The sequence below is a fragment of the Micromonospora sp. NPDC005087 genome, assembly GCF_042872965.1.
Classification (GTDB): domain Bacteria; phylum Actinomycetota; class Actinomycetes; order Mycobacteriales; family Micromonosporaceae; genus Micromonospora.
The window spans coordinates 288,686-302,647 of record NZ_JBIALB010000006.1 but is presented as its reverse complement, the minus strand read 5'-3'; the positions used below and the strand labels follow the sequence as shown (position 1 = coordinate 302,647).

The window sequence follows — 13,962 nt, the reverse complement described above, 5'->3', positions numbered from 1 at the left end:
AGGCGACGGTGGCGCAGGGTGCCAACAGGACGACCGCGCAGGTCGTCGGGGTGGTGGTGCTCGCCGCGGCGGTCACCGCGTTCCTCGCCGTCGCGGCCGTCCGACACGGTTTCTTCGACCTGAAGGTCTACTACGGCGCGTTGACGTGGTGGGTGCACGACGGCGGGGAGATCTACGACTACCTCAAGCCGGGTACCCAGTACGGCTTCACGTACCCGCCGTTCGCCGCGCTGGTCATGCTGCCGATGGCGTACCTGCCGTGGACGGCCGCGATCGTGGTGAGCGTGCTCGCCAGCGTGGTCACCACCACGGTGGTGATCTGGTGGCTGGTCGACCCGATCGCCCGCCGCGCCGGCTGGACCCGGTGGTTCGCGCTCGCCGTGGCGCTGTGCCTGGCCGCCGCGTTCGAGCCGATGCGGGAGACGGTCAACTTCGGCCAGGTCAACACCCTGCTGCTCTTCCTGGTGGCGGTGGACCTGCTGCGGCTGCTGCCCGCCGGCAACCGGTGGGCGGGGGTCGGCATCGGGTTGGCGACCGCGATCAAGCTGACCCCGGGCATCTTCATCGTCTACCTGCTGGTCACGGGGCGCTGGCGGGCGGCGCTCACCGCCAGCGGCACCGCCGCCGGGGTGTCGCTGCTGGCCGGCGCGCTCTTCCCGGACGCCTCCCGGGAGTTCTGGACCGAGGCGCTGTGGAACACCGGCCGGGTGGGCGAGTTGGCGTTCGTGTCCAACCAGTCGCTGCGCGGGGTGGTCGCCCGGCTCGACCCGGAGCACCCGAGCACCCTGCTCTGGCTGCTGCTGGTGCTCGGCACCCTGGCGCTGTGGGCCTGGCGGTCCCGGACGGCCGTCGCGACGGGCGACGAAGCGACCGGTCTGGCGCTGACCGGCGCGGTGATGTGTCTGGTCAGCCCGGTCACCTGGGTGCATCACCTGGTCTGGCTGCTGCCCGCGCTGATCCTGCTGGTCGACAACGCGATGGCGGCGCCGGCCGGCCGCCGGCGGTGGGTCCTGCTGGTCGCCGCGACCATCGGGTACGCGTTGCTGATCAGCCGGACCGTCTGGTTCTGGGAGAAGGACTTCACGGGGGTCGACGGATTCCTGGGCAGCAACGCCTACGTCTGGATCAGCCTGGCGCTGCTGGCCTTCCTGCCGATCCGCCGGTGGCTGACCCCGGGCGGATCAGTCGTCGAGGCGGCCGGCGTACCGCAGCTCGACCAGCCCGACCGGCGGGCACCCACCGGCGAGGGGCACCTGGTAGGTCGACCGCTCACCGTCCGGTGACAACCCGGCCCGCTCGTAGAACCGGCGGGCCCGCCGGTTGTCCGTCAGCACCCACAGCCGGTAGCCGGTCCAGCCCCGCTCGACGAGCCCGGCACGAGCAGCGGCCAGCAGCGCGGCGGCGGTGCCGTCGCCCCAGCACGCCGGCTCCACGTAGAGGGCCAGCACCTCCCCGACCGCCGGGTCCAGGTCGTCGCGGTCCTGGTTGCGGCGGTACGGCCCGAAGGTGGCGAAGCCGACGACCAGCCCGTCCACCTCACCGAGCAGGGTGGTGAACGGATGCTCGGGGTCGGCCGTGCCGATGTCGCGGCGGCGCTGCGCCCAGGCCACCACGTTGAGCCGTCCGAGCACCTCGTCCGGCATGAAGCCGGCGTAGCCCGCCTGCCAGCCGTGCACGTGCACCCGGGCGACCGCTTCGGCGTCGTCCGGCTCCTCCCGGCGGATGGTCAGCATTGCACCGTTCTATGCCTCGGTGACGGTCGGAGTCCAGCTTCCCGCACCGGCGTCGTACCGATGATTTAAGGTCGCCGACGATGGCCGCACCGGAATCACTCTCGCTCGCCCAGGCCCGGCGGGTGGCGCTCGCCGCCCAGGGCTTCGCCGACCCGGCGCCGACCGGGGTGCCCACCCGTCGGCATCTGCGCCGGGTGCTCGACCGGGTCGGGCTGATCCAGATGGATTCGGTCAACGTGCTGCAACGCGCGCACTACCTGCCGCTCTACAGCCGCCTCGGGCCCTATCCGACCACGCTGCTCGACCAGGCCGCCTACCGCCGCCCACGGGAGCTGTTCGAATACTGGGGCCACGAGGCGTCGCTGGTCCCGGTCGGGCTGCACCCGATGCTGCGCTGGCGGATGGCCCGGGCGCACAGCGAGTCCTGGGGTGGCATGCGGCGGATCGCCCAGGATCGGCCGGAGCTGGTCGCCTGGGTGCGCGACGAGGTGGCCGCCCGTGGTCCGCTGACCGCCGCCGAGATCGAGCACGAAGCGCCCCGCGAGACCGGCAACTGGGGGTGGAACTGGTCGGCGGTGAAGCGCGCCCTGGAATATCTGTTCTGGGCCGGCGAGGTGGCCGCCGCGGAGCGCAGCACCTCCTTCGCCCGCCGCTACGACCTGCCCGAGCGGGTGCTGCCGGCCGCCGTGCTGGCCGCGCCGACCCCGACCGACGCCGAGGCGTACCGCACCCTGGTGGCCCTCGCCGCCCAGTCGCTCGGGGTGGCCGCCGAGCCGGAGCTGCGCGACTACTTCCGGCTGCCGCTGGCCGGTGCCCGCCAGGCCGTCGCGGAGCTGGCCGAGGCGGGTGAGCTGGTGCCGGTCACCGTGCCGGGCTGGCGGCAGCCGGCCTGGCTGCACGCGAGCGCCCGGCTGCCGCGCTGGATCCGGGGCAACACGCTGGTCAGCCCGTTCGACCCGCTGGTCTGGGAGCGTGGCCGCACCGAGCGGCTCTTCGACTTCACCTACCGGATCGAGATCTACGTCCCGGCGCCGCAGCGGGTGTACGGCTACTACGTGCTGCCCTTCCTCCAGGGCGACCGGTTCACCGCGCGGGTCGACCTGAAGGCCGACCGCAGGGAGGGGGTGCTGCTGGTGCCGGCCGCGTGGGTCGAGCCCGGCGCCGACCCGGGGGAGACCGCGGTGGCGCTCGCCGCCGAGCTGTACCGGCTCGCCGGCTGGCTCGGGTTGGACGCGGTGGCGCCGCCCGCGGCCGGCGACCTGGCCGGTCCGCTCACCGCCGCGTTGGCCGGCGTGTCCGGTGTACCGTGAGCGCGTGACGAGCGCTCCCGGACCGGCCGACCAGCCACAGCCCGCGCCCGGTGCGGTCGAGCCGTGGCCGGACGCCCAGCCGTTCGCGTCGACCCCGACGGTCACCGCCGACCCGTCCGCCGGTGCCACCGGCACCGGTCCGGCCGGCTGGCCGACGAGCCCGCCGGGTGGCTACCCGGTCCCCGAGCCGGACCGGCTCACCCGGTTCGTGCTGCGGCTCTACGAGCGCTCGCCGCGCTGGGCGGTGCCGCTGGCCGCGGTCGGCTGCGTCGCCGCCGGCATGGGCTACGCGCTGCTCAGCGACCCGACCCACGCCGCCCCGGACGCCGCGCCGACCTGCCTGCTCAAGCTGACCACGGGGCTCGACTGTCCGGGCTGCGGCGGCACCCGCGCGCTCTGGTACGTGCTGCACGGCGACCTGCCGGCCGCCGCCCGGCACCACTTCCTGTTCGTCTTCGCGCTGCCGTTCCTGGCGTACCTCTTCGTGGCCTGGGCGGGCAACCAGGCGTTCGGCTGGCGGCTGCCCGAGCTGCGGATCAGCTCCAAGGTCATCGGTGGCTTCCTGGCGGCGTGGCTCGCCTTCTCGGTGTTGCGCAACCTGCCCTGGGCGCCGTTCACCTCGCTCTACGTCTGACCCGTCCGCCAGGCTCCCGTCCGCCGGTGGCGCGGCTGAAAGCCCGTGCGGGTTCGCCCAGGGCGAGGTAGGACCGTGTCGTGCCCCTGTAGAGCTGCCCCAGATCCGGGGCAGCTCTACAGGCAACCGGAGAGGTGCCCGGGACTGGCGGGCGTGAGCCAGCTTGTCGAGACGTTGGACACCCGTGCGGCCACGATGACCGCGACGTGTCGGCGATTTGGCTGCCGCCAGGCGCTTTCGCCACCGCGAGCCCGAGTTGGGTGAGCGGCCGGGGACCACTACAGTCCCAGGCATGCCGGAGATGGTGCAGCCCCAGGTCAAGTTGATCGCGTGGACCCAGTTCGCGGCCCCGGACGACGTGCCGTGGTCGACGGACGCGGAGGGTGGCCAGGCGCTCGCCGAGTTCGCCGGCCGGGCCTGCTACCAGTCGTGGAAGAAGCCGAACCCGGCGACCGCCACCAACGCCGGCTACCTCGCGCACATCCTGGAGGTCGGGCACCTCTCGGTGCTGGAGCACGGCTCGGTCACCTTCTACTTCACCGGCGTGTCCCGCTCCTTCACGCATGAGCTGATCCGGCACCGGCACTTCTCGTACTCGCAGCTCTCCCAGCGGTACGTCCCGGAGCGGGACGCGGCCATGGTCGAGCCGACGGTGATCGCCGACGACCCGGAGCTGCACAAGCGCTTCGTGGAGGCCGCCGAAGCGAGCGTGCGGGCGTACAACGAGCTGCTGGAGGGGCTGGAGCAGCGGTTCTCCGACGAGCCGAACCCGACGCTGCGCCGCAAGCAGGCCCGGCAGGCGGCCCGCGCGGTGCTGCCCAACGCCACCGAGACCCGGATCGTGGTCACCGGCAACTACCGGGCGTGGCGGCACTTCATCGCGATGCGGGCCACCGAGCAGGCTGACGTCGAGATCCGTGAGTTGGCCGTGGAGTGCCTGCGCCAGCTGCAGGGGGTCGCGCCGAACGTGTTCGCCGACTTGGAGATCTCCACCCTGCCGGACGGCACCGAGGTGGCGGCCAGCCCGCACGAGGCGTCCTGAGGCCTTCCCCGGCAGGCCCCGGCTGGTCGTCCGCTAGGTTGGAGGGTATGACGCACGACCGCCCTGCCGCCGCTGCCCGACCGGTGTCCCGCCCCTTCGGGCGGCTGCTCACGGCCATGGTGAGCCCGTTCACCCCCGACGGTTCGCTCGACCTCGACGGCGCCGCCCGGCTGGCGAGCCACCTGGTCGACGAGCAGGGCAACGACGCGCTGGTGGTCAACGGCACCACCGGTGAGTCGCCCACCACCACCGACGCGGAGAAGGAGCGCCTGATCCGGGCCGTGGCGGAGGCCGTCGGTGACCGGGCGAAGGTGGTCGCCGGCGTCGGCACCAACGACACCCGGCACACCATCGAGCTGGCCGCCGCCGCCGAGAAGGCTGGTGCGCACGGCCTGCTGGTGGTCACCCCGTACTACAACAAGCCGCCGCAGAGCGGGCTGCTGCGGCACTTCACGGCGGTGGCCGACGCGACCGGCCTGCCCGTGATGCTGTACGACATCCCGCACCGCGCCGGCGTGCCCATCGAGACCGAGACGCTCGTCCGGCTCGCCGAGCACGGCCGGATCGTCGCGGTGAAGGACGCCAAGGGTGACCTGACCGCCACCAGCTGGGTGACCAGCCGCACGGCCCTCGCCTTCTACAGCGGCGAGGACGCGCTCACCCTGCCGGCGCTGGCCGTCGGCAGCGTTGGCCTGGTCGGCACCTCCACGCACTTCACCGGGGCGCTGACCGCACAGATGATCGAGGCGTACGACGCGGGGGACATGCCGACCGCGCTGACCCTGCACCGACGGCTGCTGCCGCTGTTCACGGGCATCTTCCGCACCCAGGGCACCATCCTGGTCAAGGCGGGCCTGGCGTCGCTGGGCCTGCCCGCCGGCCCGGTGCGACCCCCGCTGGTGGACGCCACCGACGACGAGATCGCCCAGCTGCGCGCGGACTTCGCGGCAGCGGGCCTGGAGCTACCCGAATGATCGAACGACACGATGGGCGCCGAGTGACGGCGTCGCAGAATGAGGTGAACGCGTGACCGAGGCGCACATCGAGGCGGAACTGCCCCCGCCGCTGCCGGAAGGTGGCCTGCGGATCATCCCGCTCGGCGGGCTCGGCGCCATCGGTCGGAACATGACCGTCTTCGAATACGACGGCAAGTTGCTGATCGTCGACTGCGGGGTGCTCTTCCCCGACGTCGAGCAGCCGGGTGTGGACCTGATCCTGCCCGACTTCGGCCCGATCCTGGACCGGCTGGCCGACGTCCAGGCGATCGTGCTGACCCACGGCCACGAGGACCACATCGGCGCGGTGCCCTACCTGCTCGCCCACAAACCGGACATTCCGCTGGTCGGCTCACAGTTCACCCTCGCCCTGGTCGAGGCGAAGCTGGCCGAGCGGCGGATCCAGCCGTACACGCTGACCGTGCGGGAGGGCGGCAAGGAACGGCTCGGCCCGTTCGAGTGCGAGTTCTTCGCGGTCAACCACTCGATCCCGGACGCCCTGGCCGTCGCCATCCGTACCCCGGCCGGCCTGGTGCTGCACACCGGCGACTTCAAGATGGACCAGCTCCCGCTGGACGGCCGGATCACCGACCTGGCCGGCTTCGCCCGGCTCGGCGCCGAGGGCGTCGACCTGCTGCTGTCCGACTCCACCAACGCGGAGATCCCCGGCTTCGTCACCCCGGAGCGGGAGATCGGGCCGGTGCTCGACTCGATCTTCGCGAAGGCGAAGGGCCGGATCATCGTGGCCTCGTTCGCCTCGCACGTGCACCGGGTGCAGCAGGTCTTCGACTCCGCCGCGGAGCACGGCCGCAAGGTGGCGCTGATCGGTCGGTCGATGGTCCGCAACATGGGCATCGCCCGGGACCTCGGCCTGCTCAACATCCCGGCCGGCCTGGTCATCGGGATCGAAGAGGCGACCACGCTGCCGCCCGAGCAGATCGTGCTGATGTCCACCGGGTCGCAGGGCGAGCCGATGAGCGCGCTGGGCCGGATGGCCAGCGGCGACCATCGGCACATCACCATCGCCCCCGGCGACACCGTCGTGCTGGCCTCCTCGCTGGTGCCGGGCAACGAGACCTCGGTCTACCGGGTGATCAACCGGCTGGCCCGGGCCGGCGCGGTGGTCGTGCACAAGGACGTGGCCAAGGTGCACGTCTCCGGGCACGCCCCGGCCGGTGAACTGCTCTACCTGCTCAACGTGGTCCGGCCCAGCAACCTGATGCCGGTGCACGGCGAGTGGCGCCACCTGCGTGCGCACGCCCGCCTCGGCGTCGAGTCCGGGGTGGCCGCCGACCGGGTGGTGCTCTGCGAGGACGGCGACGTGGTCGACCTGGTCGAGGGCCGGGCCAGCCTGGTCGGGCACGTGAAGAGCCGGTACGTCTACGTCGACGGCCTCGCGGTCGGCGACGTCAGCGAATCCCTGCTCACCGAGCGACGGATCCTCGGCGACGGCGGCTTCATCGCCACCACGGTGGTCGTCGACTCGGTCACCGGCAAGGTCGTCGCCGGCCCGACCCTGTCCGCGAAGGGCTTCTCCGAGGACCCGGAGGCGTTCAACCCGGTGATCCCGCTGGTCACCGAGGCCCTCAACCGGGCCGCCGCGGACGGCATCACCGACCCGCACCAGCTCCAGCAGATCGTCCGGCGAACCGTGGGACGGTGGGTCAACGACGCGTACCGTCGTCGGCCGATGATCGTGCCCACCGTCGTCGAGGTCTGACACCGCGCGTCGCGACGCCCGCCGGCACCTCGTGCGCCGGCGGGCGTCGCCCTTGGTCAGGGCAGCGCGGCGACCGCCTCGGCGTACGCGACGCCGGTGGCGATCGCGGCGTCCACCAGCACCAGCAGCTGCGCCGGCGTCACCCCGTGCGCCAGGTCGGTGGCCACGTCGCCGGCCAGCACCAGTTCCTCGCCGAGGTCGTGCGCGTACGCCTTGGGTAGCAGCCGGTCGTGGTTCCACGCGTTGCAAAAGGCGTACGCCTCGGCGCGCCGCGCCACCGGCAGTCGGCGGACGGCCATCGCCCGGGCGTGCAGCACCTCGCCCCTCTCGCCCGCCCGACGGAACTGAATCACCGCGGCACCCCACCGCCCGACCACCGTTGCGCCCTCGTCCACCAGGTACTGGTCGCCGCGCCGGTCCAGCGCCGACGTGATCATGTCGAGGGTCAGCGCCACCAGCTCCTGCTCGCCCGGCCCGTCACCGGGCCCCTCCGTGGGCTCGTCGTCGGCGGGCAGCGGGACCGGTTCGGCGAGTGGACGCTCGGCCAGCCAGGCAGCCATCCGCCCGGAGTGGTGGCCGGTGCCGTTGCGGGCGTCGAAGCTGCCGGCCAGCTCACTGGCGACCCCGAGCAGCAGCGCGCCGAGGGTCGCCACGTTCGGCTCGGTGGCCGGCCGCCCGTCGTACGGCGGGCGGTGCACCGTCCGCCCGCCCAGGCCGGCCTCCACGGCCAGCCCGCAGACCAGCGCCCCCGCGGCGGCGAACTCCATCGCGGCGAGGTCGTCGGTGGGCTCGTCCAACCGGGGCAGCTGCTCGGCCAGGACGTCCAGCCCGCGTTCCAGGTGCCCGCCCAACGCGCAGAACCGTAGGTGCGCGGCGAGGTGCGGGAACGCCGCGCGCTCGCGCCGGTGCCGCCGGTACGCCCGCACGTGTGCCGCCGCGGCCCGCTCCGGCTCACCGGCCCGCAGATCGGGCAGCAGCACCGCGACCAGCGCCCGCTCGGGCTGGTCGGTGCAGTCCTCCGGCTCGTCGGCGCACTCCCGCAGCTCGGCGAGCGCGGCTCGCCACTCGCCCCAGCCGGCGAGCAGCTCCGCGCGCCGGGCCGGGGCGCAGCCCGGGCAACCGCCGGTCGGCCCGGGACGCGTCCCCGCCCAGCGCTGGTACCAGTGGCGGGCGGTGGGCTCGTCACCGAGGTGATCGGCGATCCGGCAGCGCAGCTCCGCGACGGTCGGCGCGTCGGGCCCGTCCACGCCGACCCGGTGGGCCAGGTCGTCCAGGAGGGACCGGGTCTGGTCCAGCCCGACCCGGGGAGTGCCGAGCAGCGCCTCCACCGCGTACCGCTGGTAGCGCAGTAGCGGACCGGCTTCGGCGTCGGCGAGCAGCTCGGGTCGGTGATCGGCGGCGGCCCGGCAGCGCCGTACCGGCTCGACCAGCCGCCACCGCTCTCCGTGCAGCAGGTACGCCTCGATCAGCGCGAAGCGGGCCTCCACCGCGGTCCGCGCGTCTCCGGCGGCGTCCGCCCGCTCGGCGAGCCGCTCCAGGGCCACCAGCCGCCCCGGCCCGTCGGGCAGGTCCCGGGCGTCGGCGAGCGCGGCCACCAGCGCCGGAACGCGACGGACGGCGACCCGCTCAGCGGGGCCGTTGCGCGCAACGCCGGGATCATCCGTCCGGCTGCCCGTGGACTCCTCCCGGCCGGTCATGCCGGCACCGCCCCCGGCAACCGGCCGACCGCCACGGCGAGCTGGCAGCCGGCCGAGATGCCACAGTCGAGCAGCTGGTCGAGCTGGTGCGGGGTCACTCCGCGTTCCAGATCGGTGATCACCTCACCACAGACCCGAGCACGGCCGTCGTCGTCGACGTGCACGAACGCCTTCGGCCAGAGCCGGTCGTGGTTCCAGGAGTTGCAGAAGGCGTACAGCGCGGGCACCTGCTCGATGGAGAAGGTCGGCGCGACCAGGGTGCGGACCTGGAGCAGCTCGCCGTCCCCGCCGAGGCGCAGGAACCAGATCAGGTTGTCGTCGAAGCGGCCCACCAGGTCGCCGTTGACGGCTCGACCGACCGGCCGGCCGCGCGCGGCGAGCACCGCCGCGACCAGTTCGCCGGTCAGCGGACGCAACGCGTCAGGGTGCCCGGCCAGCGGATCGTCCTCGAATCCCGGCGACGCCATCGGGCATCCCTCCTGAGGCGGATATCACGGCCGGCGGCGCGGTCCGTGCTGCGACGCGCGGACACGACCCGGAAAAGCGGCGATCTGCCGGGTCCCGCCGTTACCGTGACTCTATGGCGGGCCGTACCTCTCAGGCGAGCCGGCGACGCGGCGCGTCGCCGCGCGGTGGCACCAACAGCCGTGCCCGTCAACCGGCGAAGAAGACCCGGGCACCGGTTCGGCGCCGCACCGCGGCCTCCCGGCCCGGACCGGCCGTCTACGTGGGCCGCGCGATCGGTGCACTGTGGATGGGGCTGGCGCACGGAATGGGGTGGGCGGTGCGGGCCGCCGGCCGGCAGGCCGCCTCCGCCCGCGACCTCGACCCTGAGCACCGCCGCGACGGCGGTGGTCTGCTGCTGTTCGGCCTCGCCCTGCTCAGCGCCGTCGCGCTCTGGTTCTCCGGGGCGGGCCCGGTCGGCACGCGGCTCGCCGACACCGTGCGACTGTTCCTGGGCGCGATCTCCGTGGTCTTGCCGGTGCTGCTGATGATCGGGGCCTGGCGTCTGATGCGCCAACCGGCCGATCCGGCACACCGGGGCCGGGGGCTGATCGGCTGGGGCTCACTGCTCGTGTCGACCGCCGCGCTGCTCCAGATCGGCCAGGACCCGGTCGACACGGTGCAGCGTGACTTCGCCGGTGGCCTGCTCGGCGCCGGCGTCGGCGGCCTGCTGGAGCGCGCGGTCACCGCGTGGGTCGCGGTGCCGCTGCTGATCCTGCTCCTGCTCTTCGGCCTGCTCGTGGTCACCGCCACGCCGATCAACAAGATCCCCGAGCGGTTGGGCCTGCTCGCCGGTGGGCTGGTCGCCTCGCCGGACGCCACCGAGGAGGAGGCGGACGGGACGGCCGTCCGGCCGGCGCGCAAGCGACCCGCGAAGCGGATGCCGCCGCCGGTGGACCCGGACGACTTCGACGACCTGGACGGCGCCGACCTCCAGGAGACGATGGTGCTGCCGCGCAAGGCGCCGGCGAAGGTGCCGGCCAGCCGCAAGCCGGCCGAGCCGCCGGAGCACTCGCCCGCGCCGACCCGCGCCGAGCAGCTCGCGTTGACCGGCCTGGCCGGCGACTACACCCTGCCGCCGGCCAACATGCTCAGCGCCGGCGCCGCCGCGAAGACCCGCAGCAAGGCCAACGACGAGGTGATCGCCGCGCTGACCGGGGTGTTCGACCAGTTCGACGTGGACGCCGCGGTCACCGGCTTCACCCGGGGGCCGACGGTCACCCGGTACGAGGTGGAGCTGGGGCATGGCGTCAAGGTCGAACGGATCACCCAGCTGTCCCGCAACATCGCGTACGCGGTCAAGTCGCCGGACGTACGCATCCTGAGCCCGATCCCGGGCAAGAGCGCGGTCGGCGTGGAGATCCCCAACACCGACCCGGAGAACGTCGCGCTCGGCGACGTGCTGCGCTCGCGGGCGGCGACCAGCGACCACCACCCGATGGTCGTGGCGCTCGGCAAGGACATCGAGGGCGGCTACGTGGTGGCCAACCTCGCCAAGATGCCGCACATCCTCATTGCGGGAGCCACGGGCGCTGGGAAGGCACTGGCCCTCGATACACCGATCCCTACGCCTGACGGATGGTCCACCATGGGTGCTCTCCGGGTAGGTGGGAAGGTGTTCGACGAGCAGGGCCGGCCGTGCACCATCGTCGCCGCCACCGCGGTCATGTATGACCGCCCCTGTTACGAGGTGGAGTTTTCTGACGGCACGGTCATCGTCGCCGACGCCCAGCACCAGTGGCAGACGACGACGAGGGCTGGCCGGACCCAGCGAACCCACCGTTGGAAGGATGGTTCCTACTGGTCCGTCAATGATGTGCAGCGGGTGACTGCACGAGCCGACACGGTGCTGTCGGATCTCGATCGACCGGTGTCGACTGACGAGGTCATCGCAGATGTCGGCCAGCAGTTCCGGAACGTGCTGTACCGGATCGTGCGTGGGTTGCCTAAGGAGCCAGGGAACGCCCTGACCAGCTACCTGCGGGGTGGTCGCGAGGTGACCCGGCGGGTCCCTACCTATTCCCGTCATCGGGTCTACCAGGCATTGCGCGAACTTGTCGCAGATCCGGGACGATCAGGTCGGAGGCTCAGCTTTGACGATCGACCAGTCACGACGGCAGAGATAGCAGCCTCGCTACGGGTGGTCGGGCGTAGCGGATCCTGGACCAATCACGCGGTGGCAGTGTGCGGAGCGCTCGACTATCCAGAGCAGGATCTACCGATCGCGCCGTACACCTTGGGCTGCTGGCTGGGTGATGGCACCACCGGGTCGGCGGGTTTTACGTGCGACGAAGAGGAGTTGCTGGACAACATTCGTCTGGACGGGTACGTCGTGACAAAGCATCCCGCCAGCCGGATGCAGTACACGATCTCGAACAGGCCGGAGCGGGACGGGCGAATCGCCGAGGCTGTGGAGCTATTCACCCGGGGCGTGAGCCTCGCTCGGGCGGCCAGGCAGGTCGGGGTCGGCCTTTCCGCGGTGTGTCTGGCGGCCCGCGGTCAGGAAAGGCTTCAGCCGCCGAGCCACATCGAGCCGGGAGCTCCTTCCCGTGACCGATACCGGACGCTGCGGCAGTTGTTCCGCGAGCTCGGTACGAAACACATCCCTGCCAGCTATCTGCGATCTTCTGAGCAGCAGCGGCGAGCCCTGCTGGCAGGTCTGCTGGACACCGATGGCACGGTTTCCGCGCAAGGCGGAGTCGAGCTCGCACTCACCAATGAGCGTCTGGCGCAGGATGCTCTCGAGTTGATCATCGGGCTCGGTTACCAGGCCACAATGACGACCAAGCGGGTGAAAGGTCGGAGTGAGTTGACCTCCACCTGCTATCGGATTCACTTCACCCCGGCTGACAAGGTCTTCCGGCTGACGCGCAAAGCAAGCCGCCAGGTGATCGGTACGCGCGCGACGACCTCGCGGCGTTACATCGTGGACGTGCGGCCGATCCCCTCGGTACCCGTCCGATGCATCGAGGTCGACAGCCCGAGCCACCTGTACCTGGCCAGTCGTGCGTGCATCCCCACGCACAACTCCAGTTGCCTGAACACACTGCTGGTGTCCGTCCTCACCCGGGCCACCCCGGACGAGGTGCGGCTGCTGCTGATCGACCCGAAGCGGGTCGAGATGACCGGCTACGAGGGCATCCCGCACCTGGTCACGCCCATCGTGACCAACGCCAAGAAGGCGGCCGACTCGCTGGACTGGGTGGTCCGCGAGATGGACATGCGCTACGACGACCTCGCCGCCAACGGGGTCCGGCACATCGACGACTTCAACCGCAAGGTACGCAACGGCGAGATCAAGGCCCCGCCGGGCAGTGAACGGGAGATGCGTCCGTACCCGTATCTGCTGGTGATCGTGGACGAGCTGGCCGATTTGATGATGGTCGCGCCGCGCGACGTGGAGGACTCGGTCGTCCGGATCACCCAGCTGGCCCGGGCGGCCGGCATTCACCTGGTGCTGGCCACCCAGCGCCCCTCGGTCGACGTGGTGACCGGCCTGATCAAGGCGAACGTGCCGTCCCGGCTGGCGTTCGCCACCTCCTCGCTGGCCGACTCGCGGGTCATCCTCGACCAGCCGGGCGCGGAGAAGCTGCTCGGCCGCGGTGACGGGCTGTTCCTGCCGATGGGCGCCTCGAAGCCGGTGCGGATCCAGGGCGCCTGGGTCACCGAGCGCGAGATCGCCGATGTGGTGAAGTTCTGCAAGGGCCAGCGCGAGCCGGAGTTCCGCAAGGACGTGCTGGCCCCCGCACAGGACACCAAGAAGAAGATCGACGAGGACATCGGCGACGACCTCGACCTGTTGACGCAGGCGGTCGAGCTGGTGGTCACCTCGCAGTTCGGCTCCACCTCGATGCTCCAGCGAAAGCTGCGGGTCGGCTTCGCCAAGGCGGGCCGGCTGATGGACCTGATGGAGACCCGTGGCGTGGTCGGGCCCTCGGAGGGGTCGAAGGCGCGCGACGTGCTGGTCAAGCCGGACGAGCTGGAGGAGGTCCTGGTCGGCCTGCGCGGCGGCGGGGACTGACCGGGCAACGCGGCGGGCCCGCCGGTGTCCGGCGGGCCCGTGGCGGAAGAAGTGGTCAGTTGTTGATCAGCGCGGAGATGATCACCAGGCTGATCACCGCGGCGACGACGCTGGCCACGGCCGCGTACCAGCCCAACGGCTTGTCGCCGAGCACCGCGCCGACGATGCCGGCGATCACGCCGAGCACGCCGAAGATGATCGGGTTGAGCAGCAGGGCGAGCACTGCGAAGACGAAGCCCACGATGGTGAGGATCCGGGCGGCGTTGCTGCGCGGGCGGGCGGTGCTGGGCATGTCGGCCATGTCTG

The 13,962-nt window shown here is 72.1% G+C and carries 10 protein-coding genes and 1 pseudogene; 7 read left to right on the top strand and 4 right to left on the bottom strand.

The features are described 5' to 3' along the window. The first annotated feature begins 8 nt into the window (after window positions 1-8). Window positions 9-1,283: a glycosyltransferase 87 family protein gene (locus tag ACFYPS_RS17330; RefSeq protein ID WP_387325408.1), complete on the top strand. Its 1,275-nt coding sequence runs from the start codon at window positions 9-11 to the stop codon at window positions 1,281-1,283. Here the strand turns inward: ACFYPS_RS17330 and ACFYPS_RS17325 are convergent. Continuing rightward, window positions 1,182-1,733, bottom strand: coding sequence for a GNAT family N-acetyltransferase (locus tag ACFYPS_RS17325; protein ID WP_387325405.1), 552 nt, complete (start codon window positions 1,731-1,733; stop codon window positions 1,182-1,184). The genes ACFYPS_RS17330 and ACFYPS_RS17325 overlap by 102 nt on opposite strands. A gap of 80 nt (window positions 1,734-1,813) precedes the next feature. On the opposite strand from ACFYPS_RS17325, the gene ACFYPS_RS17320 reads away from it, so the two are divergent. The 5 genes from ACFYPS_RS17320 to ACFYPS_RS17300 all read left to right on the top strand — a co-directional run bounded on the left by ACFYPS_RS17320 (window position 1,814) and on the right by ACFYPS_RS17300 (window position 7,434). Continuing rightward, window positions 1,814-3,043: a winged helix-turn-helix domain-containing protein gene (locus ACFYPS_RS17320; protein WP_387325402.1), complete on the top strand. Its 1,230-nt coding sequence runs from the start codon at window positions 1,814-1,816 to the stop codon at window positions 3,041-3,043. Further along, window positions 3,033-3,677 (top strand): DUF2752 domain-containing protein, encoded by a 645-nt coding sequence (locus ACFYPS_RS17315; RefSeq protein ID WP_387325399.1) that lies wholly within the window; start codon window positions 3,033-3,035, stop codon window positions 3,675-3,677. Before ACFYPS_RS17320 ends, ACFYPS_RS17315 begins: the two co-directional genes overlap by 11 nt. Window positions 3,678-3,978: 301 nt before the next feature. Continuing rightward, window positions 3,979-4,719 (top strand): FAD-dependent thymidylate synthase, encoded by a 741-nt coding sequence (gene thyX / locus ACFYPS_RS17310; protein WP_354963319.1) that lies wholly within the window; start codon window positions 3,979-3,981, stop codon window positions 4,717-4,719. Window positions 4,720-4,766: 47 nt separating this feature from the next. Then, window positions 4,767-5,693 (top strand): 4-hydroxy-tetrahydrodipicolinate synthase, encoded by a 927-nt coding sequence (gene dapA / locus ACFYPS_RS17305; protein ID WP_387325396.1) that lies wholly within the window; start codon window positions 4,767-4,769, stop codon window positions 5,691-5,693. Window positions 5,694-5,745: 52 nt separating this feature from the next. After that, window positions 5,746-7,434, top strand: a complete 1,689-nt coding sequence (locus tag ACFYPS_RS17300) for a ribonuclease J (protein ID WP_354963216.1) — start codon at window positions 5,746-5,748, stop codon at window positions 7,432-7,434. Between the two features lie 56 nt (window positions 7,435-7,490). Here the strand turns inward: ACFYPS_RS17300 and ACFYPS_RS17295 are convergent, their stop codons facing one another. After that, on the bottom strand, window positions 7,491-9,131 hold the full coding sequence (locus ACFYPS_RS17295) for a YbjN domain-containing protein (protein WP_354963215.1): 1,641 nt from the start codon (window positions 9,129-9,131) through the stop codon (window positions 7,491-7,493). Further along, window positions 9,128-9,598 carry a YbjN domain-containing protein gene (locus tag ACFYPS_RS17290; RefSeq protein WP_354963214.1) on the bottom strand — a complete coding sequence of 157 codons (471 nt, stop codon included), beginning with the start codon at window positions 9,596-9,598 and terminating at the stop codon, window positions 9,128-9,130. The genes ACFYPS_RS17295 and ACFYPS_RS17290 overlap by 4 nt, the downstream gene beginning before the upstream one ends. A 113-nt stretch (window positions 9,599-9,711) precedes the next feature. On the opposite strand from ACFYPS_RS17290, the pseudogene ACFYPS_RS17285 reads away from it, so the two are divergent. Further along, window positions 9,712-13,638 (top strand): annotated as a pseudogene (locus ACFYPS_RS17285) (DNA translocase FtsK 4TM domain-containing protein); the annotation flags it as partial. A 73-nt stretch (window positions 13,639-13,711) separates the two neighbouring features. On the opposite strand, the gene ACFYPS_RS17280 reads toward ACFYPS_RS17285, so the two are convergent. Beyond that, window positions 13,712-13,957 carry a hypothetical protein gene (locus ACFYPS_RS17280; RefSeq protein ID WP_387325392.1) on the bottom strand — a complete coding sequence of 82 codons (246 nt, stop codon included), beginning with the start codon at window positions 13,955-13,957 and terminating at the stop codon, window positions 13,712-13,714. Window positions 13,958-13,962 lie beyond the last annotated feature (5 nt).